This window comes from Sulfitobacter sp. D7, from assembly GCF_003611275.1.
Lineage (GTDB): Bacteria > Pseudomonadota > Alphaproteobacteria > Rhodobacterales > Rhodobacteraceae > Sulfitobacter > Sulfitobacter profundi.
This window is the reverse complement of the sequence record NZ_CP020694.1, coordinates 636,045-657,787: the sequence shown is the minus strand read 5'-3', so window position 1 is coordinate 657,787 and position 21,743 is coordinate 636,045. Positions and strand designations below refer to the sequence as shown.

Here is a 21,743-nt window from a genome sequence, read left to right as displayed (position 1 = left end):
GCCCCCTCCGGGGCCTTGTTGATCCCTCTTTACGGTGTCAGCCGACAGAACAGACCCGCCGCCAGCTTGGCCCGCTCGGTCAGGCTGGCGATGTGGATATGCTCTTGCAACGTATGCAGCCCCTTGCCGCGGACGCCGATGGAATCCAGCGTCGGCAGGCCCAGAAAACCGGTAAAGTTGCCGTCCGATCCGCCCCCGGCAGAGCTTCCGGTGATCTCGATCCCCAGTTCGCCCCCGATGTCTTGGGCAAGTTTCAGCATGGCCATCGTGCCGGGCTGGTCGGGCTCCCAAACCGGGCGGGTGACACCGCGGCGGATTTCCATGATCACGTCGCCTTCGTCCGAATTCAGCGCCATCATCTTTTCCACGCCTGCGTCGAGTTGTTCTTGCGTCTTGGCCATGCTCAGCACCTCGGCATCGCAGACCGAGGACACGCAGTTGACCCATTGGCCCGCGTGAAAGACCCCAAGCGAAAAGGTGCAGTCCTCGGTCGTCATGCCTTCGATCGTGCCCACGGCCTTGGCCATTTCCGCGATGGCCGAGCGGCCTTCGGACAGCGCCCAGCCCGCGTGACTGGGGCGGCCCCGCGTCTGAAGATTGAACCGCGCGATGGCATAGCGCCCGATCACCGCGCCGCCGTCGGGGCGGGCGGGTTCGGGGACGAGGATGTATTTGTGGCGCTTGGCCTCCTCTTCGATCAGCCGGCGGGTGGCGGGGGTGCCGATTTCCTCATCAGGGGTGAAGAGCACCGTCACCGGCAGCGGCGTCTCGACCCCGGCGGCCAGCAGTTTGCGCAGCGCATCAAGATAGACGTAATTGCCGCCCTTCATGTCCATCAGGCCGGGCCCATAACAAATCTCGCCTTCGCATTTGTAGGGCAGTTTGGCCAATGTGCCGATGGGGTGAACCGTGTCCATATGGCCCAGAAGCAGAATGCCCCCCTCGCCCGCTTTGGGATGAGGCATCTCCGCGCGCAGGCTGTCGCCCAGCCCCATCGGGCTTGGGATACGCTCGGTCCGCGCGCCCAGGATCGCCAAATCGTGCTGCACCACATCCATCATCCGGTTCACCGCCGCCCCGTCGAATGTGGGGCTTTCGGTTTCGATCCAAGGGCGCAGCCCGGTGAGCATCTCTTCGGTGTCAAAGGGCAAATCGAGCGGGTTGGTCATATTCAAATTCCTTTCCTCCGCTGCGCGACAGCAGGGCGAATAGATTAAAATAAAGCGTTTGGGTGCAATGGCTTAGCTGCCGACCTTCGGCAGACGTGTCTCAACGATCCGCGCATAGATCGAGGCACCGATGGGCAGAATGGCGTCATCCAGCACGAAACCGGGGTTGTGCAACGGCACGCTGCCCGCATGACCCACCCGGCAATAGGCGCCCGGCACGACTTGCAGCATATCGGCAAAATCCTCGGACCCGCTGGCCTGCTCGGTCGAGACATGGGCATTCTCGCCCCCCACCACACTGGCCGCCGCTTCGACATAGGCGGTGGTGAGTTCCGGATCGTTCATCAACACGTCAAAGACGTTGCGGATATCAACTGCGATCTCAATCCCATAGGCACTCGCCATGCCTGCGCAGAGTTCGCGCATCCGGGCCTCGGCCATCTCGATCACGTCTTGGTGGAAGTAACGGATCGTGCCCGCGATGGTGGCGGTGTCAGGCACCACGTTATAGGCCGAACCTGCGTTGAATTTGGTAACCGACAGCACGATCGGCTTGGTCGGCGGGGTGTTGCGGCTGACCACGGATTGCAACTGCTGCACCAGCGCTGTGCCAATGACGATGGGGTCACGCGACTGATGCGGCATCGCCGCGTGGCTGCCGGTGCCCTTGACGGTAATGTCAAAGAATGCCGCCCCGGCCATCGCCGCGCCCGGGGTGACATTGACCACACCCGGCTCCGAGTTTGGATCGTTGTGCATCCCATAGATCTCGTCGCAGGGGAATTTCTCGAAGAGCCCCTCCTCCAGCATCCGGCGCGCGCCGCCCAAGCCCTCTTCGGCGGGTTGAAAGATCAGCACCACGGTACCGTCGAAATCCCGTGTCTCCGCCAAATAACGCGCGGCCCCCAGCAGCATGGTGGTGTGGCCATCGTGGCCGCAGGCATGCATCCGCCCGGGGTTGGTCGAAGTGTAGGGCACGCCGGAATCCTCCACAATCGGCAGGGCGTCCATATCTGCGCGCAGCCCCACACGGCGGTTGCCGCCGCCCGCGCCCTTAATGATGCCGACAACACCCGTGCCGCCCAGCCCTTCGTGCACCTCGTCCACGCCATAGGCGCGCAGCTTTTCGGCCACGATGCCCGCGGTGCGGACCTCTTCGAACCCCAGTTCGGGATGGGCGTGGATATCTTGACGGATGGCGGTGAGATCGGCGGCAAAGGCTTCGATCTTGGGAAGGACGGTCATGCGGTGGCTCCTGTCGTCATGGTAGCGCTGCCGAGCGCGCGATAGTTGGCAAAATCCCAATGGCGGCCGGGCGCCGCTTCGATCAGGTTGCGGGTGTAGTCGTGATGTGGATTGGCCAGCACATCGCCTGCGGGGCCGTATTCAACGACCTGCCCGCGCTGCATGACCAAGACCTCGTCACAAATCTGCGCTGCGACGCGCAGATCGTGGGTAATGAACAGCATGGCCACGCCGAACTTCTCTTGAATGTCATCCAAAAGGTCGAGCACCTGTGCCTGCACACTCACGTCGAGCGCCGAGACGGCCTCATCCGCAACCAGCAGATCGGGCTTCATCGCCACCGCCCGCGCGATGGCGATACGCTGGCGCTGCCCGCCCGAGAACTGATGTGGATAGCGGTCAAGCGCGTCGCGCGGCAGGTCCACCAGCTCCATGAGTTCGGCCGCATGGCGCATCGCTTCGGCACGCGGGGTGCCGAAGTTGATCGGCCCTTCGCAAAGGCTGCGCGCGACGGTCCAGCGCGGGTTGAGCGAGCGGTAGGGATCCTGAAACACGATTTGCAGATGTTTGCGGTGGTCGCGCAGTTGGCGGCGCGAGAGTTTGGCAATCTCGGTCCCCGCGACATTCACGCTGCCCGCAGTCGGATCAATCAGCCGCATGATGGCCCGTGCCACGGTGGATTTGCCAGAGCCGGATTCCCCCACGATGCCCAGCGTCCGCCCCGGCTTGATGGTAAAGCTGACATCCTGCGCGGCCTTCACGCCCTCGCTGCGGCGCAGGAAGCCGCCGCCGCCATAGGTCATGTCGAGCCCTGCCACACGCACCACCTCGCTCTGCGCTGCCGCCGCCCTTGCGGGGCGCGGGGTGAGGTTTGGCACCGCCGTCAAAAGCGTGCGGGTATAGTCCTTTTGCGGATCGGTCAGGAGCTTTTCAATCGGCGCGCGTTCGACGATCTTGCCCTGCTGCATGACCGTCACGGTATCCGCGATCTCGGCCACCACGCCCATGTCGTGGGTGATGAAGAGAACGGCGGTGCCGTGTCGCTCTTGCATCTCGGCAATCAGTTTGAGGATCTGCAATTGCGTGGTCACATCCAGCGCCGTTGTCGGCTCATCCGCGATCAGCAGATCAGGGTCGAGGATCAGCGCCATGGCGATCATGATGCGCTGGCGCTGCCCCCCGGAGAGCTGGTGCGGGAAGGCCGAGAAAATGCGGTTCACATCCGGCAGATGCACCTGATCCATCATGTCGAGCGTGCGTTTCTTGGCCTCGGACTGGCTGAGATCACTGTGCATGTTGAGCACTTCCATGATCTGCTCGCCCACCCGCAGCACCGGGTTCAGCGCGGTCATCGGCTCTTGGAAAATCATCGCGATGCGCCGCGCACGCAACTGGCGCATCTGGGCGTGGCTGGCGCTGGTGATCTCGAAGTCATCCAGCGTGATGCTGCCGCCCTGTACCTCTAGGGCCGATTTCGGCAGCAGCCCCATGGCCGCGAGCGAGGTCACGGATTTGCCCGAACCGGATTCACCCACCAAGCAATGCGTTTCGCCCGCCCGGATCGTCAGGTCGATGCCGTCAATCACCGGTTTGGCCTGTGGACGCCCGCTCAACCCAATGCGCAGATCGCGCACTTTGAGCACCTCACGCGCCTCCGAGAAGTTTTTGTTCTTGAACTGCATCTCTCAGCCCTCCCGTTTCTTCATGCGCGGATCGAGCAGATCGCGTGCGGTGTCGCCCAACAGGTTGATCGACAGGATGCAAAGCGACAGCAGCAGACCCGGCCAAAAGATCAGCCCCGGCTTGATCTGAAAGTAGGTCCGCCCCTCGGCCATGATGTTGCCCCATGTGGGGATCTCGGTGCTGACGCCCGCGCCAAGGAAGCTGAGGATCGCCTCGATCAGGATCGCCGAGGCGCAGATATAGGTGCCCTGCACGATCAGCGGTGCCATCGTGTTGGGCATCAGGTGCTGGATCAGGATTTTGGGCATGGAGGAGCCAAGCGCGATCGCGGCCTCGACATAGGGTTCCTCGCGCGCTGAGAGCACGACAGAGCGGACCAGCCGCACCACGCGCGGCACCTCTGGCACGGTGATCGCGATGATCACCGACCCAAGGCTCGGCCCATTCAGCGCCACCAAGGCAATTGCCAGCAGGATCGCAGGGATCGCCATCAGGCTGTCCATGATCCGCATGATGATGCTGTCGGCCATCCGAAAGAACCCCGCCACAAGGCCGATGGCCAAGCCGATGGCGACGCTGACCAGCGCCGCGCCGACGCCAATGAGCAGCGACACGCGCCCGCCCACCATCACGCGGGAGAATGTGTCCCGCCCGTAAGGGTCGGTGCCCAGCAGAAACTCTTCGGACGGTGGTTTGAGCCGCGCGGCTGAGTTCATTGCCAGCGGGTCATAGGGCACGTAGAGCGGTGCCAGAATGGAGGCCAGCACGATGGTTACAAGGGTCAGAGCCGCCAGCATGGGGCCGATACCGACCCTCGCGCCCGCAGGCAGGGAAAGCAGTCCGGTCAGCACCTGAAAGGCGCTGTGACGGGATTGGGGTTGCTCGATCATGTCAGTACCGGATCCTTGGGTCGAAGAATGAATAGGAGACGTCAACCAAGAGGTTCACGAAGACGTAGATGCCCGCGGTCAGCAGGATCATCGCCTGAATGACGGGGTAGTCGCGCGCGAGGATCGCATCGACCGTCAGACGCCCGATGCCGGGGATGTTAAAGACACTTTCCGTCACCACCACGCCCGAGATCAGCAGCGCAAACCCGGTGCCAATGATCGTCAAGATCGGCACGGCGGCATTGCGCAGCGCATGGCGAAACAGCACGACATTCTCGCGCACGCCCTTGGCCCGCGCAGTGCGGATGTAGTCTTCGCCCAAAACTTCGAGCATGGAGGCCCGCGTCATCCGCGCGATGAGCGCGACATAGATCGTGGCCAGCGTCAGCGACGGCAGAATGGCCCGCGAGAAGAACGGCCCAATGCCGTCCGACGGGGCCTTGTAGCCCTGCACCGGCACCCAACGCAGTTCAATCGCGAAGATTTGGATCAGGATATAGCCGATCACGAAGACCGGCACCGAAAAGCCCAGCACCGAGAAGGACATCACCAGAAAATCGACCCATGTCCGGTGACGCCAGGCGGCGATCACGCCCATCGGCACGGCCAGCAGAACCGAGATCGTGATGGTCATCAGCGCAATGTTGATGGTCGGCCCCAGCCGGTCGCCCAACATGCCCGCCACAGAGGTATTCGACAAAAGCGAGACGCCCAGATCACCGCGCAGCAATTGGCCGATCCATGTGAAAAACTGTGTCAGCAGCGGATCATTCAGACCCAGACGGTCACGGATCCGTTCGAGCTGTGCGGGGGTGGCGGCATCGCCGGCAAGAATGGCTGCCGGATCACCGGGGGTGAGGCGCAGCAGAAGGAAGACGAAGATGGCGACGATCAGCATGACCGGGATCGTGGCCAATACGCGCTTCAGGATATAGACGAGCATTTTCCGGAAGGTCCCTTTCGGCGGAAAGAAGGCAGTCCCGAAGTCGGTTCGGGGCGCTGCCTGCGTGCAGAGGTGACGGTGGAGAGCGCGGCGGGCGCGCTCTCCGAGGGCTGGATTATTCCGCCTCTTTGGTCATGTTCCAAAACACCGGTACGGGCGACGGCAGCATGTTCTGGATCGTGTTGCGGCGCGCCTGCGGGATCAGATATTCGCCCATCATGATGTAGTTGACGTTATCCATGACGTGTTTCTGGATCTCGACAGCCACTTCTTTTTGCGCCTCGGGCCCTTCGGCTTTCATGAACTTGGCGCGCAGTTCTTCGATCTCGGGATCAGTCGGCCAGCCAAACCATGCCTCGTCGCCACGGCCACTGACCATCACATTGGTCAGCGGGTCCGAAACCTCGGGCACCATCCAGTTGGTGAAGAACATGTTCCAGCCGCCCTCGGACACCGGGCTTTGCTGGGCGCGGCGCTGCACGACCGACTGCCAGTCCATCGACTGCATGTCGACTTCGAAACCGGCTTCGCGCAGGGCTTGGGCGGCCACGACAGGTTGGTTGATCAGGCTGATCACATCCGTCGGCGCCATCAACACGATCGGCGTGCCGTCATAGCCCGCTTCTGCGAGCAGCGCCTTGGCCTTTTCAGGGTCCGCGCCACCGGTCACGATCTCTGCATCCGCTTCGTCACCCAAGGGTGTCGAGCAACCAAAGATCGCGCCGCAGACGTTGTAATAGGCCGGGTCGCCCTGCATCGTTTGCAGCATGGATTCTTGATCCAGTGCCGCCATGGCCGCCTGACGAACCAGCTTGTTGTCAAAGGGTGGGTGCAGGTGGTTGGGCCGACCGATGGTGACATACCCAAGATCATCGCGAGTCTCGACCGAGACTTCGGGGCTGCTTTCGAGGATCGGCAGCAGGTCGATCTGCACCTGTTCGAGATAGTCGATCTCCCCCGCCGAGAGCGCGTTGATCGCGGTCAGCGCGTCGGGCATCGTGGTCCAGACCACACGGTCGACATTGACGACCTTGCCGCCCGCCATCCACGAGGCTTCCTCGTCGCGCGGGACGTAGTCGTCGAACTTCTCATAGGTGACATTCACGCCGGGCTCGTATTCATCTTGGTTAAAGACGAAGGGGCCGGAGCCGATGTATTCCGTGATCGTCTCATCCGCCGAGGTTTCGGCCACGCGCTTGGGCATGATGAAAGGCGGCACCGCGGATTGTTTGGAGATCACCGACAAGAGCGGGCCGAAAGGCTCGGTCAGGGTCCAAACGACGGTCTTTTCGTCGCTGGCCTCAAGGCTTTCGGTCACGTCAAAGATCAGCTGGCCACCGCCATCACGTTTGCCCCAGCGTTTGAGAGAGGCCACGACATCTTCGCCGGTGACCGGCGCATCGTCATGGAACATCAGCCCATCGCGCAGGGTGAAAGTATAGACCAACCCGTCTTCGGAGACTTCCCAGCTGGCCATCTGCGGCTGCGGCTCAAAGTTCTCGTCCACGGCGGTCAGCACGTCATAGATCATATAACCGTGGTTGCGGGTGATATGCGCGGTGGTGATGACCGGATCAAGAACCCGCAGGCCCGAGTGCATGACCGCCGTGATGGTCGTTTCGCCATCCTGCGCCGCCAGTGAGCCGGGCGCCAAAAGCGCCGTGGTGGCGGCGAAGGCGGCGGCAAGTCCGCGCGACTGTTTCAGTGCGGATCGTAGAGGTATCATGTGGTTTTCCCTTGTTGAGTGATCTTTTGATTTTTTATTGGGCCATGGCAGTCTTGCCGCCATGGTCAGGTGGTGCAGAAGGTGCACCGTCGGCCCCGAACCGGGGACCATCTGGGGACAGCCGAAGCCCAGCGCGCAGACGCGTGAAGGGCAAGTCGGCCGGATTGAGGGGCATCGGCCCCGGCGCGCAGGCGACAAGGATGTCGCGCGCGATGGGGGCAAAGTCTGCCCGGAAATGGGTGGAGCTTTTGACCACCAGCAGGCCCATCTCTTCGGGCGGGATGCCGACAAAGCGAAACATCTCGCGGTCGGCCATCTGGGCAATGCGGCTGGTCACAACGACATGAACACCACCGATGCGCAGACAGGCGGAAGGTCCGAGGTTCAGCGCCGTGCCGCCATAATAGGGGCCCGTTGCGCGCAGCGTCCCGTCAGACAGATGCATCACGGTGGCCGTCGTCTGAAACGGCGCGTCCTCCGTCACGCTGGCATGGCCGCCAAGGGCGACATTAACTTCGGCCCCGACCCCGGCCTGATGGGCCGCTTCGGCGGCGGCGGGGTCGACGATCAAACCGATGGCTGCATTCTGCGCCTCTGCCTTGACCAAGGCGCGCAACATGCCGGTGGTCGCTGAAACGCCCCCCGCGCCGGGATTGTCTTGGGTGTCGGCGATGACGACAGGCCCCCGGCCCGGCCCGGCGGCGCGTGAGAGCGCCTCTGCCACCGCTGCGTCGGGGTCATAGGCTTCGTTCTTTAGAAAAGCGGGCGCTGCCGCTTCATAGGACGCCGCAAGCCTGTCGGCGGCGGCATCGGCGTGGGCCTGAGTTTCGCCATAGGCCACGGACACGGGGCCACAGTCCGGTATATCCGCGGCTGGAAAGCCCATGAACAGGCTGGCCGAAAGCGCCCCGGCAGCCTCGCAGGCAGCAACACCCTCATAGATCTCGCGCCCCGGCGACATTTCAGTCGATTGAAACGGGATCGGCACCAGATATGACATCTGGCGAAAGGCCTTGGCCGGGCGCAGGCCCGTGGTCATGATCCGGTCAAGATGGCGGGCCGCAGCGGCGCCGGTTTCGGCCATATCCACATGCGGATAGGTGCGAAAGCCGACCAGCACATCGACATTCGAAACAAAATCTTCAGAAATATTGCCATGAAGATCAAGCGCCGTTGCGATGGGCAAATCCGGCCCCACGACCTCGCGCAGACGCCGGATTAGTTCCCCTTCCCCGTCGTCGAGATGTTCAGCCACCATGGCGCCGTGCAGGTCCAAAAAGACCCCGTTAAGCGGCCCGGCATTTCGGATGCCTTCAATGATCTCACCGGCGATCGTCTCATAGGCGTCGCGGCTCACATGGGCCGAGGGGATCGCCCCTGCCCAAAGGATCGGAACGATATCCCAGCCTTGGGCCTGCCCAACCCGCAGCGCGCCCGCCATGCCAAGATTGACCTCTTGGAAGGCGGAGAACATCGCCGCGCCGCGCACCATGGGGACATAGCCACCGCCCCGTTGGAAAGCCTCCATATCCGCTGGATTAGGGGCGAATGTGTTTGTCTCGTGCAGAAAGCCCGCAACAGCGACGCGCATTCCAGAACCACTTCCCAAACCTGTCTCCTTCGCCTTACCAGCCCCTGTATTTGCGGGACTGCACCTCTTGAGTATCGCACTGCAATACACCTATAATGCACAGCAAGCGTAAGCGGCGCATTAACGATTCGTCAACTACAGGCCATTCATGAGCAGATTTTTCCGAGAAGACGCCCCGCAGGCGGCGCAGAATCAGGCAGATGACGACCGATTGTTCGTCCGGGCAGCAGATCGCGCAATGCAGGTGCTGGGGGCCTTCCACCACGCGACCGGGCCGATGACGCTTTCCGACATCGCCAAGACCGCCGGGATCGACCGATCCGCGGCCCAACGGCTGGTGCATACGCTCACGAAGAGTGGCTATATCCGGCGCAGCGGGGACGACCGCGGATATCTGCCGGGCATCCGCCTGCTGGATCACACGCTTGATCTGCTGCGGCTCGACCCTGTGGTGCAAAAAGCCACCCCGGTCTTGCTGGAACTGCGCAAATCCCTGCGCGAGCGGGTCGACCTGAGCCTCTATGATGAGACGCGCCTGATCTATGCCCTGCGGATGCAAAGCAAACGCGAGACCTTTTTCGCGACCCTTGTGGGCCACAGCGTGCCAACCTTTTGCACCGCGGGCGGGCGGGCGGCGCTTTCGCAGCTTCCCGAAGACGAGGCGCGCGAAATTCTTACCCGCGCGCCGCTGCATCCCTTTACCTCCAGCACCAAGACCGACCCCGAAGCGATCATGGCCGAACTCAGCCTCGCCCGCGAAAATCGCTTTGCCGTGGTATGCGATGAATACGCCTTGGGCGAAGTGGCGGTGGGCGTTGCCATCACCGACCGCAACGGCGCCCCTCTCAGCGCGATCCACCTTGCCGGTTCCCTCTCGGAATACACGCCGGAAGAGTTTGTCGCCAAAGCAGCGCCCTTGGCCATCGAAGCCGCCAACGCCATCATGGCCGGATGATCGTGTTTTTGGCCGCCCTTGCGGGATCGCTCTGCCCCCAAACATTGGCCAGCCGCGCGAGGGCCACGAAAAGCCTGCTATATAACCAACCCCATCAACGCCCGCGCATTTCGCCCCGAATTTACTTGCGTTGCTAAATTCTTTCTCCGAAGTTCGCGACATCGGGGCGCGGATGCCGCTTTGAAAAATGACTGAACGAAAGGAACCGGAATGACCGACAGTAAACCGCTTTGGCAATGGGACGCGCAGGAAATCGCAAGCGCGACCCGCGCAGGCAAACTCTCGGCGGTTGAAGCGACCGAGGCGGCGATTGCGCGCATGGAAGAGGTCAATCCGGCGTTGAACGCGGTGGTCGAAAACCTCGCCGCCGAGGCCCGCGCCGAAGCGGCAGCGCTCGATAAAAGCAGCGCGCCCAAGGGGCCGCTGCACGGTGTTCCGGTGACCATCAAAATCAACGTAGATCAAAAGGGCCACGCCACCAGCAACGGCGTCCCTGCCTTTAAAGATGTCATCGCGCCCGAAGACGCGCCGGTGGTGCGCAACCTCAAACAAGCGGGCGCAATCGTGATCGGGCGCACCAACACGCCGGAATTCTCCTTTCGCGCCGATACCGACAACCCGCTTTATGGGCGCACCTACAACCCTTGGGGGCGACACCTGTCGGCGGGCGGCTCCTCCGGCGGCGCGGGGGCGGCTGTCATGGCGGGGATCGGCGCGCTGGCGCATGGCAACGACATCGGCGGCTCCCTGCGCTTCCCGGCCTCGGCCAATGGGGCGGTGACGGTAAAGCCGGGTCTGGGCCGGGTGGCCGCATTCAACCCCAGCCAGAGGGCCGAGCGGGGCTTTTTGGCGCAATCCATGTCGGTGCAGGGCCTGATTGCGCGCAGGGCAGCGGACCTGCATCTGTCGATGCCCAGCCTGATCGCCGCGGATGCGCGTGATCCGTTTCACGTGCCCCTGCCGTGGCGCGGCGAAGCGATCGAAGGCCCGATCCGCGTGGCCTTCACCCGCGATGATTTCGGCTTTGGCCTGCACCCGGACGTGGCCACCGCCCTCGACAAGGCGGCATCCGCGCTCGACAACGCGGGCTATGCCGTCGAAGAGGTGGAGCCGCCGCTCGCCTATGAAACCGGGAAAAATGGGTATCGCGCCCTCATGGGCGAAGTCGAGGCCCTGATGGGCGAGGATATCCTGGCCCATGGGTCTGACGATCTGAAGGCGATCTTTGAAAATTACTACACCGAATACCCGCCCTTCAAAGGCACCGAGCAGCTCTCCATGGTCGCCAAACGCACCCATTACGCGCGCGAATGGTCGATGTTCCTAGAGGACTACCCCCTCGTGCTGACCCCCTTCATGTTCGCCCCGTTCTTCACAGCCGGGCGCGACACCGAAGGTCTGGAAGGCGTTCGTGAGGTCTTGGGGAAGGGGCTTTGGTCTTTCGTCATGAACTTTACCGGCCTGCCCGCGGGCAACATCCCCACGCATATCGCAGAGTTGCCCAGCGGACCGCAGCCCATCGGCGTGCAAATCGCAGGCCGCCGCTGGCGCGAGGATCTTATCGTCGACGCCATGGCGGCGATCGAAGGCGAGATTCCTCCGGCGTGCACCAGATTGTGGGGAATTTGAGGCGATCATCGGGGCTGTAACGTTCCGCAGAAACGGAGCGGCGGCAGCCCCGGTCGGGACCTGATTAAGCGGAACGAAGTGAAGGTCGCTGGCGCTTAAACGACGCCAGTTCTCGCCATTGTGACAGTTGTCAGCGGCATCGGTTCATATTCACGCAAGCCCTCCGAAAGCGGGGCCAGCAGCGATGTTGATCAGGTGAAGTGCAGAGCCGTCTGCCCCTCAGTGGGTCCACGCCCCACGCCGCCCGGTCGCGAAATTCTCGCCATAGCCACCGGCGCGGATGTTGGGCTTGCGCTTGTTGGGCAGTTGCACCTGCGCGTCGATGCCGTGATCGCGGGCGTATTCTTCGGCGGCTTCGCGGGTGTCGAACTGCAAGCGCACTTGGCTCTGCGTATCATCGGACGAGGTCCAGCCCATCAGCGGATCAACGCTGCGCGCTTCCGCGGGCGAAAACTCAAGCAACCAAACACGGGTCTTGGCCGTGCCGGAGGACATCGCTGTACGGGCGGGTTGGTAGATACGTGCGCGCATTTCGGGACTCTCGCTTCAGGAACCTCGGGCTTTATCTAATATTCCGTGCCAAGGGGCAAGGGAATGCAGGATCGTGCAAATAAACCCTACCATGCTGCGGTGCAGAGACTACATGATGGCTACCTCATTGGAGTGCACGATATGACCCCCTTTACCTTCTTTGCGTTACAAAGCCAGTTTGCCGCCTTGGCGGTCGAAACCCAGATCGTGATGTCCCTGCGCCTTTTGGCCATGGCCGGTGCGCTGCCCGCGCGTCCCGGTGAAAATAACCGCATGGTCGCCGAGAAAGGCCCCGCCATGGTTAAAGCCTTCAGCGCCGGGACGCAGGCAATGATGCTGGGCAAAAGCCCCGATCAGGTCATGAACGCCTCGCTCGCGCCCCTTGCCCGCAAGGTGCGACAGAATCGTAAACGATTGATGAAGTAGCGGCAAAAGCGCCCTTCGCGGCCCCCTGCCCCTTGAACCCCGCGTGAAAGAGGGCACCTATGGGAAGCTTGACGAAGGATACCCGCGATGCCCTATGCCCATTCCGACAAATCCGAGGGGATGCCGATGCTGGCAAACCCCGCGCCAGACGTGCGCAGCCGCCCCAAGCTGGAGGGCGGCCATAAGTTCAAGCTGGTGACCGAGTTCGCTCCGGCGGGCGACCAGCCCACCGCGATCAAGGAATTGACCGAAGGGGTGAACTCGGGCGAGCGCGATCAGGTGCTTCTGGGCGCGACCGGCACGGGCAAGACTTTCACCATGGCCAAGGTGATCGAGGAAACGCAGCGCCCAGCGATCATCCTTGCGCCCAACAAGACGCTGGCGGCGCAGCTTTACGGCGAATTCAAGGGCTTCTTCCCCGACAACGCGGTGGAATATTTCGTCTCATACTACGACTACTACCAGCCCGAAGCCTATGTCGCGCGGTCCGATACCTTCATTGAGAAGGAAAGCCAGATCAACGAACAGATCGACCGGATGCGCCACTCCGCCACCCGCGCGCTGTTAGAGCGTGACGATGTGATCATCGTGGCCTCGGTTTCCTGCATCTACGGCATCGGTAGCGTCGAGACCTACGGCGCGATGACGCAAGACTTGAAAGCGGGCGGCATGTACGACCAGCGCAAGGTGATCGCCGATCTGGTGGCGCAGCAGTACAAGCGCAACGATGCAGCATTCCAGCGCGGCTCTTTCCGTGTGCGCGGCGACAGCCTTGAAATCTTCCCCGCTCACCTTGATGACCGCGCATGGCGGCTCAGCTTCTTTGGCGAGGAATTGGAAAGCATCACCGAATTCGACCCGCTGACGGGCGAGAAGACGGACACGTTCGACCAGATCCGCGTCTACGCCAACAGCCACTACGTCACGCCGAAACCGACGATGTCCCAAGCTATCATCGGCATCAAGAAAGAGTTGCGCACCCGGCTCGACCAACTGGTCGCCGATGGCAAACTGCTGGAAGCGCAGCGGCTGGAACAGCGCACCAATTTCGACATTGAGATGCTGGAGGCCACCGGCGTCTGCAACGGGATCGAGAACTATTCGCGCTATCTGACGGGCCGCGCACCGGGTGAGCCGCCCCCCACCCTCTTCGAATTCATCCCCGACAGCGCCATCGTCTTTGCCGATGAAAGCCACGTCTCGGTCCCGCAGATCGGCGGCATGTACAAAGGCGACTATCGGCGCAAATTCACGCTGGCCGAACACGGCTTCCGTCTGCCGTCCTGCATGGACAACCGCCCGTTGAAGTTCGAGGAATGGGACGCCATGCGCCCCCAGTCGGTCTTTGTGTCGGCCACGCCCGCGGCATGGGAGATTGAGCAGACTGGCGGTGTTTTCACCGAACAGGTGATCCGCCCCACCGGCCTGCTGGACCCCCAAGTCGAGATCCGGCCCGTCGAGATGCAGGTCGATGACCTACTGGATGAGGTCCGCAAAGTCGCCGCCGATGGCTACCGCACACTCTGCACCGTGCTGACCAAACGCATGGCCGAAGACCTCACCGAATACATGCACGAACAGGGCATCCGCGTGCGCTACATGCACTCCGACATCGACACGATCGAGCGGATCGAAATCCTGCGCGATCTGCGGCTCGGGGCTTTTGATGTGCTGATCGGGATCAACCTGCTGCGTGAGGGGCTCGACATTCCCGAATGTGGGCTGGTGGCCATTCTCGATGCCGACAAAGAAGGCTTCCTGCGCTCGGAAACCTCACTGATCCAGACCATTGGCCGCGCCGCGCGGAACGCCGAAGGCCGGGTCATCATGTATGCCGACCGCATCACCGGTTCGATGGAACGCGCCATGGGCGAGACTGAGCGCCGCCGCGTCAAGCAGATCGCCTATAACGAAGAACACGGCATCACCCCCGCGACGGTCAAGAAAAACGTCGAAGACATCCTTGCCGGGCTCTACAAAGGCGATGTGGACATGAACCGCGTCACCGCCAAAGTCGACAACCCGTTGGCAGGCGGCAATTTGCAAACCGTGCTCGACGGGCTGCGCACCGACATGCGCAAAGCGGCCGAGAACCTTGAGTTCGAAGAGGCCGCAAGGCTGCGCGATGAAGTCAAACGGCTGGAGGCGGTGGATTTGGCCGTGGCCGATGACCCGATGGCCCGGCAGCAGGCGGTGGACCGCGCCGTCGATGCTGCCCAGCAGGCCTCGGGGCGCAGCACCTCTGGCCGCGGCGGGATGCGCGGCGGCAACGTCAAGCGCCGCAAACGGTAACGCGTAAGGGCCGCCCCATGGGGCGGCCCTTACGCACGATCAACATGTCAGAGCGGCCAAGCTACCGTCGAAGTGCCGCCACTAAGGCCAGCACCAGCGCCGCGCCAATCGCCGCCACGACCAGCAGCAAAAGCAAGCCCCCCGCCGCCACCACCGTGACGCCAAGCGCGGCAAGGATAAAGGGCAGCGCCACGGCGCCCACAACCCCCAGAATGAGGTACAGAATTCGGTGCCGGCCTGCCACGGCGCCAGCAATCGCCCCAGCAGCAAGCCCGACGACCACAAGCGCGATCAGCGCCACCGCGCCAAGCGTATCAAGAAAGGCTTCCATCAAACGGATCTCCTACATCAGATGAATGGTACGAATGGCACGCCGCACCCCGCGAGGGTAAGCAGCAGGCTAAAAGCGATCAATCGGCGCATCGAGAATTCCCTTTTCAGTCACGGCCAAACCGGCCGTCCCGGCATGAGACCCGATCCGCGCCGCGAAAACAATGGGCTGCGCTGAATATCGCCCCCACAAAAAAGGGAGGCGATACCGCCTCCCCCTTGTCAGTCGGGAATACCGATCAAAGCCAGTAGTAGGGCACGCCGTAGTGGTCAAACGTGCGCTCTTGCCATGCGCGGTCGCTGTGCCACTGTTCGGTTCGTTCCGGCGCACCTTTGACCGTGGCCTCGTCGATGTTTGTCCTGAAACCATCGCGGGCCGGATCATAGTCCAGCGCGTTCCAAGGCACGGGGTAATGCTCTTCTCCGATGCCGAGAAAGCCGCCGAAACCCATCACGGCATAGGCAACCTTGCCGGATTTCTTGTCGATCATCAGGTGGTCGATATGGCCGATTTCGGTCCCATCCGCGCTGAAAACGGCGGTGCCGTTCACATTGTCCGAAGAAACCAGCGATGCGGGTGCTGTCGTGTCAGTCATGGCTTGTTCCTCTCATGATTGCTGTAATGACAAAACCCAAGGCAGACGGCGCCGGTTCCCGTCATGCGGGCGGGCTGGCAAAGATCGGCTCACTTCCGCGCGGCGCGGCTTGGGAACTATTTGGCCCTCGCTTAAGTTGATGACTCAATAGAAACACACGCATTCGAGAGGGATCATACAATGGAATATGGACTTTTAGGGCTCATCGTCCTCATCGCCGACATCTACGCCATCTATCAGGTCATCACCTCAAACGCCTCGGGCGCTGCCAAAATCGCTTGGGTGTTGGGCATCATCATCCTGCCTGTACTCGGCTTCATCGTCTGGCTGATCGCAGGCCCACGTGGCAACAAAGCCCACGTGTAACAGCCCTGACATAGACGACCCCGAAACCCGGTGCCCATGGCGCCGGGTTTTTACGTTCGACCGTCCGAGGCAACGATTTGTTAACCGCTATTAACCAAGATCGCCGCAGGAGCCTGCCATGCGATCTGCCTTTTGCCTTACCCTGCTGGCCTGCCAGCTAAGCCCCGCCGCCGCCCCAGCCGGTCCATGGCTGCGCGAAGAGGGCACGACTTTTATCTCAAGCTCCTTCTCGGCGACCTACTTCTACGACCTTAGCCAAAGCACCTATATCGAATACGGGCTGCGCGAGACCCTGACCCTCGGCTTCGACCTGAACACCGCCCAAAGCCGCTTTGGCCAACAAAGCGGCCATGCCACCGTGTTCCTGCGGTTTCCCTTGGGAGAGCCGACCGAAATGGGGCGTTGGGCCTATGACATCGGCGCCGGAGCAAGCTGGTCGGGGGATCAGATCTCTCCCCACCTCAGGGCGGGGCTGTCTTGGGGCCGCGGCTTCACCTTGGGCGCGCGAAACGGCTGGCTGACCGTCGATACTTCGGCAAGGTGGGAGTTTGGGTTTTCGCAAGAGGTCATCAAGATCGACAGCACCGCCGGGCTGGACTTCACTCCGGTGACCACCGGAATGGCGCAGGTCTTTCTGACCTACACCGGTGGCGAAACCTACGCCAAATTCGCGCCGTCCATCGTCCTGTCGCCCAGCTTCAGCAAGTACCGCCTGCAATTGGGCAGCGAAATTCCAATCGACGCGCCCGAAAATACCGCCCTCACCCTCAGCCTCTGGCGGGAGTTCTGACAAAAAAGGCCCCGCCGATCTCCGGCAGGGCCCTTCAGTGGTTCAGCAAGCCGCCGGGATCAGCGGTTGTCCATCCGCACCATCACAGAGACCTTCCCCTTCACCGGCGTCGGCCAGACCACATGAAGCTGATCTCGGTCCGGCCCTTCGGCATGTGTCACGTAAGGCATATCAAACTGCGCCACGTTGTTGCTGTTGCGGATCGCACCATGAGCCACCACCGCATCGCTGTTCAGCGCCTGCCCCTCGAAAGGCAAATGGCCCGCCGTATCGATCACCCAAGTCTCTGACGGCGTGGACTGCGTGAACTCAATCTCGGCCATATTCTCCACCTGCGTGGTCACCGCATGGAAAGAATTGCCCTTCATCACCACGTTCTTGCAGCGCGACAGATCAAGGTCGGCAAAGGTCGTATCCACCCGCTCCGCCCGGTCGATGCTGCCGTTCAGGCTGCGGAAACGGTTGCCGGTGATCGCCACCCCGCTCAGGAAATGCCCCGCGCCATGCGGTTTTACCACGATATAGCTGAACCAAGGCGCCACCTCCCCCGACAGAAAGATATTGTCGCTGATGCTGAGCGCACTGAACGAATAGCCCGAAGTGAAGGCGGGGGTCGGGTCCTGCTCATTCGTCCATTCGATAAAGCAGTTGTCGACGTAATTGCCCGTCACCACCGCGCTGGTATGCGCCGAGGCAAGGATGAGCCCCGCCGAGCGCACACCGTTGTCGACCTCATCCCCTTGAAAGAAGTGATTGCCCGTCACGATGCTGTTGCCCCCCGCCAGCAGCGCGAAATGGCGGAACTTGGTGGCGCGGCAGTCGCGCAGCTTCACGTCGTTGGCGTTGGTGTTGAGCGCGATAGAGGTCCGGTTCGGCACCGTCAGCGCATCCTCCGCCGACAGGAACTGGCAGCGGTCGATCAACATGCCCTGACAGCCCCCGCCGATCGACGTGACACCGCGGTCCTTGGGGCGGCTGACAAAACAATCGCGCAGGTGAAAGATCAGCCCCGCAGGCGCAAGGTTGATCGCGCTACAGCGGTTGTTGCACTGGAATTCGATGTCGGCCATCACGAACTTCGACAGCGAGGCAAAACCGCTGAAATCCACCATGTGTTGGAACTTGCGGAAGGTGAAATTCTGCGTCCCCTCCGCATCGTAGAGCGGCGCATTAAGGGTGATCTCCTGCGTGGCGACGTTTTTGGAGCGCACATAGATCTCGCGCCCCACCCCAGTGCCTTCAACCAGCGCGCCGACGGGGATATTGGCGATATTGGTCACATTGGTCAGCTTGCGGCTATCCGAGGCGGCATAGCGCGCCTGAGAGGTCACCACCACCGTGTCCCAATTGCTGCTCGACGCCGCCTCAAGCTGGCCATTTCGGATCACCCGACGCGTGGCATAGCTGGTCTTGTCCGGCACCGCCGCCTGCATATCCAGCGGTCCGGTCACATTCACCTTGCGCCCGCCCATGTCGAGAGAGTCGTGATCCGCGTTGTTCAGAAGTGCCTGAAACGCTTTGAGAAAAGCGGTTTCTTCGTTTTCGAAGGCTTCGATATAGCTGGGCAGGTCAAAGTTGCGGCGCAGCAGCAGAACGGCCCCCACCGGCATGGTGACATGGCCCTCAAACTTGACCGCCGTGTCAAAGGTGACATCCCCGTTCAGCAGATAATTCCCCGCAGGCACCAAGACCGTGCGCCCGTCGGCGGCGGCATTGGCGGCCTCAAAGGCGGCTGTGTCATCGCTCACCCCATTGCCCACCGCACCAAAGTCGCGCACATCAACCTGCGCCAGCATGTCCCGCAGGAAAACAGAAGTGACATCTTCGATCTCGATATCGTCGATCCGAACCACGCCACCGGTCGGCCCGGTCAGGTCCAGCCCAAAATGGCCGTAGACGGCCCCGGTGCCCCAAACCATGTCGACGCCGCCCCGGTCGCCGCTGCCGATGATCGCGCTCACCTCGACCACCTCGCCATAGGTCGTCAGCGTCTCCGCCGGGCCAGCTTCCGTCACGCCGCTCACCCGGCCCCCGCCCGATTGCGCCGGGTATCCCGCGATCCGCACCGTTGGCAGATTGCCGCTGACCGCCTTCACCCGCGCCGTCACCCGCAGATAACACCCCGGCAGCAGCGTGGTTTGCCCCATGTATCGCAATTGTTGGGTACTTTGGGTCTTCAGCAGCTCCAGCGCCCCGCCGAAATCCTGATCTGCCGGGACAAAGGCCGCATTGGCCGCGTTCTCATAGGTGTCTGACCCCGGCGTGCCATCGCCGCTTGACCAGACATCCAGACCCGCCGCAAAGGGTGCCGGCATCAGCACCACGCCGTCGGTAATCGCCTTGTTCATCGCTTTTCCTTTCCCCGGTCCGCACCTCCCACCGGGGCGCGCCGCTCAACTGCTCTGGCTCGGACAGGCCGAACCGTGAGGTCAGGGAAGTATCAACGATGTGTTAATCGCCGCTTGGCCCGCCGTGCGGGCACCGCGCAACAGCGCTCAGACGTTGGCCCCCGGCGCGTCGAGGATCTGCACCCCTCCGATGCGCCAGCCTGCGTCCGTCTGCTCCATCAGATAGCCCAGCAAATGGGTAAACCCCTTGGGGTCGACAACCTGCACCACCTGATAAAAGCGCGACCCATCCGCGCGACGGTCCAGAAACCGCACCTCGGCAGGGTTCTGCACCATGGGATACCCGTTGCTTACCATGCTGCGAAAGTTCTCGGGGGTCTGGAAAAAGCGCTGCAAATTCGGCGTGGCGAATTCGAGGGCAGCGGCAAAGTCATCCGCGCGAAAGGCGTCGAATTGGCTGTTGATCGTCTCTTCGATCTCGGCCTGCTGCGCCATAGCGCCAAAGCTCAGGAGGGCCGACAGCACCAGCCCTCCGAAAAATGTGAACATCCCTTTACGCATCGCCTTTCCCCCTTTGCCCATATTGAATGATCTAAGTCACGCAAGGGCAGAGGCAAAAGTTTCACGTGTTGGTCAGCTTGCCTTCCAGTGCGGCGTCGATCAGTGCCACGGTCTCATCCACGCCGTAAAGCGCGATAAACCCACCAAATCGCGGCCCTTGGCTGGCCCCCAGCAGCACTTCGTAAAGCGCCGTGAACCAGTCGCGCAGCGGGTCGAAACGCTCTTTGCCGACGGCAAAAACCATGCTCTGCAACGCCTCGGCATCCAGACCACCGTCCCAAACCTTCAGCCGCTCGCGCAGGTCTTCCAGCGCTTCGCGCTCCAGATCGCTCGGCGCGCGGAACACTTTGGTCGGTTTGACGAAGTCATTGAAATAGCGCACCGCATGGCCCGCCGCCTGATCCATTCCGGGGTTGTTTTCCGGCGTGGCCTCAGGCGCATAGCGCTGGATAAAGCCCCAAAGCTGCGACTTGTCCTCGGCGCTCGACACGCTCGCAAGGTTCAGCAGCATCGAGAAGGGCACCACCATATCCGACTGGGGCACATCGCCGCCGTGGATATGCCAAACCGGGTTGTTGAGCCGCGCCTTGGTGTCCTGTGTTTCATAGGCCCGCAGCTGCTGGTGGTATTCGTCCACCGCCTTGGGGATCACGTCGAAATACATGCGTTTGGCCGTTTTGGGCTTTTGGAACATGAAATACGACAGGCTCTCAGTGCTGGCATAGGTCAGCCACTGGTCGATCGAAATGCCGTTGCCCGAGGACTTGGAAATCTTCTGACCGTTCTCATCAAGGAACAGCTCATAGCTGAAATGCTCGGGCTTTTTGCCGCCGAGGATCTCACAGATACGGTCATAGATCGCGGTATTGGTCGCGTGTTCTTTGCCGTACATCTCAAAGTCGACATCCAGAGCGGCCCAACGCGCGCCGAAATCGGGCTTCCATTGCAGCTTCACGTTGCCGCCTGTCACCGGCAGGGTCATCTCGGTGCCGTCCTCGTCGTCGAAGGTGATCGTGCCGTCCTTGGCATTGACCTCTTTCATCGGCACATAAAGCACGCGGCCCGTCTCGGGGTGGATCGGCAGAAAGATCGAATAGGTCTGACGACGCTCCTCGCGCAGCGACTTCAGCATCACCGCCATGATCTCATCGTATTTCTCGCAGGCGCGCAGCAGCACCTCATCGAATTGACCAGAACGATAGAACTCGCGCGCGGAATAAAAGTCATACTCGAACCCAAAGGTATCGAGGAAGCGGCGCAGCATGGCGTTGTTGTGGTGGCCAAAGCTCTCATGCGTGCCGAAGGGGTCCGGCACCACGGTCAATGGCTTGTGCATATGCTCTTTCAGCATGTCTTGCTGCGGCACGTTGCCCGGCACCTTGCGCATGCCGTCCAGATCGTCCGAGAAGCACACCAGCTTGGTGGGAATATCGCTGATCTCTTCAAAGGCGCGCTTGATCATCGTGGTGCGCAGGACCTCGCCAAAGGTCCCAATATGCGGCAAGCCGGAAGGGCCATAGCCCGTCTCGAACAGCACATAGCCCTTCTCTGGCGGTTTCTTGGCGTAACGTTTGAGCACCCGGCGCGCTTCTTCAAATGGCCATGCTTTGCTGCTGAGTGCCGCGTCTCGGGTCTCGGACATGTTAGATCATCCATCTTTTGGCGCCCCTGC

At 61.9% G+C, this 21,743-nt stretch carries 19 protein-coding genes; 6 read left to right on the top strand and 13 right to left on the bottom strand.

The annotated features are described in order from the left end of the window. Positions 1-29 precede the first annotated feature (29 nt). The 7 genes from B5M07_RS03210 to B5M07_RS03180 all read right to left on the bottom strand — a co-directional run bounded on the left by B5M07_RS03210 (position 30) and on the right by B5M07_RS03180 (position 9,247). Positions 30-1,169: a M20/M25/M40 family metallo-hydrolase gene (locus B5M07_RS03210; RefSeq protein WP_120350190.1), complete on the bottom strand. Its 1,140-nt coding sequence runs from the start codon at positions 1,167-1,169 to the stop codon at positions 30-32. Positions 1,170-1,241: 72 nt separating this feature from the next. Further along, positions 1,242-2,414: a M20 aminoacylase family protein gene (locus tag B5M07_RS03205; RefSeq protein WP_120350189.1), complete on the bottom strand. Its 1,173-nt coding sequence runs from the start codon at positions 2,412-2,414 to the stop codon at positions 1,242-1,244. Next, a complete protein-coding gene (locus B5M07_RS03200; protein WP_120350188.1) occupies positions 2,411-4,096 on the bottom strand; it encodes an ABC transporter ATP-binding protein in 1,686 nt (561 codons plus the stop codon). Before B5M07_RS03200 ends, B5M07_RS03205 begins: the two co-directional genes overlap by 4 nt. Positions 4,097-4,099: 3 nt before the next feature. Then, positions 4,100-4,987 carry an ABC transporter permease gene (locus tag B5M07_RS03195; protein WP_067625113.1) on the bottom strand — a complete coding sequence of 296 codons (888 nt, stop codon included), beginning with the start codon at positions 4,985-4,987 and terminating at the stop codon, positions 4,100-4,102. Position 4,988: 1 nt separating this feature from the next. Then, the gene (locus B5M07_RS03190) at positions 4,989-5,930 is read right to left on the bottom strand and encodes an ABC transporter permease (protein WP_120350187.1); all 942 of its coding nucleotides are present in this window, start codon (positions 5,928-5,930) and stop codon (positions 4,989-4,991) included. A 115-nt stretch (positions 5,931-6,045) separates the two neighbouring features. After that, a complete protein-coding gene (locus B5M07_RS03185) occupies positions 6,046-7,656 on the bottom strand; it encodes an ABC transporter substrate-binding protein (protein ID WP_120350186.1) in 1,611 nt (536 codons plus the stop codon). Positions 7,657-7,690: 34 nt separating this feature from the next. Further along, positions 7,691-9,247 (bottom strand): M81 family metallopeptidase, encoded by a 1,557-nt coding sequence (locus B5M07_RS03180; RefSeq protein WP_120350185.1) that lies wholly within the window; start codon positions 9,245-9,247, stop codon positions 7,691-7,693. Positions 9,248-9,395: 148 nt separating this feature from the next. Between B5M07_RS03180 and B5M07_RS03175 the strand changes: the two genes are divergently transcribed. Together B5M07_RS03175 and B5M07_RS03170 are read left to right on the top strand one after the other, a co-directional pair. Then, the gene (locus B5M07_RS03175) at positions 9,396-10,202 is read left to right on the top strand and encodes an IclR family transcriptional regulator (protein WP_067628406.1); all 807 of its coding nucleotides are present in this window, start codon (positions 9,396-9,398) and stop codon (positions 10,200-10,202) included. A gap of 210 nt (positions 10,203-10,412) precedes the next feature. After that, positions 10,413-11,831 carry an amidase gene (locus B5M07_RS03170; RefSeq protein ID WP_120350184.1) on the top strand — a complete coding sequence of 473 codons (1,419 nt, stop codon included), beginning with the start codon at positions 10,413-10,415 and terminating at the stop codon, positions 11,829-11,831. A 219-nt stretch (positions 11,832-12,050) separates the two neighbouring features. Here B5M07_RS03170 and B5M07_RS03165 read toward each other — a convergent pair whose 3' ends face one another. Next, positions 12,051-12,362: an ETC complex I subunit gene (locus B5M07_RS03165; RefSeq protein ID WP_067622040.1), complete on the bottom strand. Its 312-nt coding sequence runs from the start codon at positions 12,360-12,362 to the stop codon at positions 12,051-12,053. Between the two features lie 63 nt (positions 12,363-12,425). On the opposite strand from B5M07_RS03165, the gene B5M07_RS03160 reads away from it, so the two are divergent. Both B5M07_RS03160 and uvrB read left to right on the top strand, forming a co-directional pair. After that, positions 12,426-12,788 (top strand): antifreeze protein, encoded by a 363-nt coding sequence (locus B5M07_RS03160; protein ID WP_240791591.1) that lies wholly within the window; start codon positions 12,426-12,428, stop codon positions 12,786-12,788. An 87-nt stretch (positions 12,789-12,875) separates the two neighbouring features. Further along, entirely contained in the window at positions 12,876-15,080 is a 2,205-nt protein-coding gene (gene uvrB, locus B5M07_RS03155) for an excinuclease ABC subunit UvrB (protein WP_120350182.1), read from the top strand. A gap of 61 nt (positions 15,081-15,141) precedes the next feature. Here uvrB and B5M07_RS03150 read toward each other — a convergent pair whose 3' ends face one another. Further along, a complete protein-coding gene (locus B5M07_RS03150) occupies positions 15,142-15,411 on the bottom strand; it encodes a GlsB/YeaQ/YmgE family stress response membrane protein (RefSeq protein ID WP_120350181.1) in 270 nt (89 codons plus the stop codon). 238 nt (positions 15,412-15,649) lie between these two features. Further along, a complete protein-coding gene (locus tag B5M07_RS03145; RefSeq protein ID WP_120350180.1) occupies positions 15,650-16,006 on the bottom strand; it encodes a PRC-barrel domain-containing protein in 357 nt (118 codons plus the stop codon). A 180-nt stretch (positions 16,007-16,186) separates the two neighbouring features. On the opposite strand from B5M07_RS03145, the gene B5M07_RS03140 reads away from it, so the two are divergent. Both B5M07_RS03140 and B5M07_RS03135 read left to right on the top strand, forming a co-directional pair. Then, the gene (locus B5M07_RS03140; RefSeq protein WP_067622028.1) at positions 16,187-16,372 is read left to right on the top strand and encodes a PLDc N-terminal domain-containing protein; all 186 of its coding nucleotides are present in this window, start codon (positions 16,187-16,189) and stop codon (positions 16,370-16,372) included. Between the two features lie 118 nt (positions 16,373-16,490). Continuing rightward, positions 16,491-17,162: a hypothetical protein gene (locus B5M07_RS03135; protein WP_120350179.1), complete on the top strand. Its 672-nt coding sequence runs from the start codon at positions 16,491-16,493 to the stop codon at positions 17,160-17,162. 59 nt (positions 17,163-17,221) lie between these two features. Here B5M07_RS03135 and B5M07_RS03130 read toward each other — a convergent pair whose 3' ends face one another. The 3 genes from B5M07_RS03130 to B5M07_RS03120 form a co-directional block, all read right to left on the bottom strand. Next, on the bottom strand, positions 17,222-19,510 hold the full coding sequence (locus B5M07_RS03130; RefSeq protein ID WP_120350178.1) for a glycosyl hydrolase family 28-related protein: 2,289 nt from the start codon (positions 19,508-19,510) through the stop codon (positions 17,222-17,224). 147 nt (positions 19,511-19,657) lie between these two features. Further along, positions 19,658-20,059, bottom strand: a complete 402-nt coding sequence (locus tag B5M07_RS03125; protein WP_067941556.1) for a DUF4864 domain-containing protein — start codon at positions 20,057-20,059, stop codon at positions 19,658-19,660. 73 nt (positions 20,060-20,132) lie between these two features. Further along, on the bottom strand, positions 20,133-21,713 hold the full coding sequence (locus B5M07_RS03120) for a lysine--tRNA ligase (RefSeq protein ID WP_120350176.1): 1,581 nt from the start codon (positions 21,711-21,713) through the stop codon (positions 20,133-20,135). Positions 21,714-21,743 lie beyond the last annotated feature (30 nt).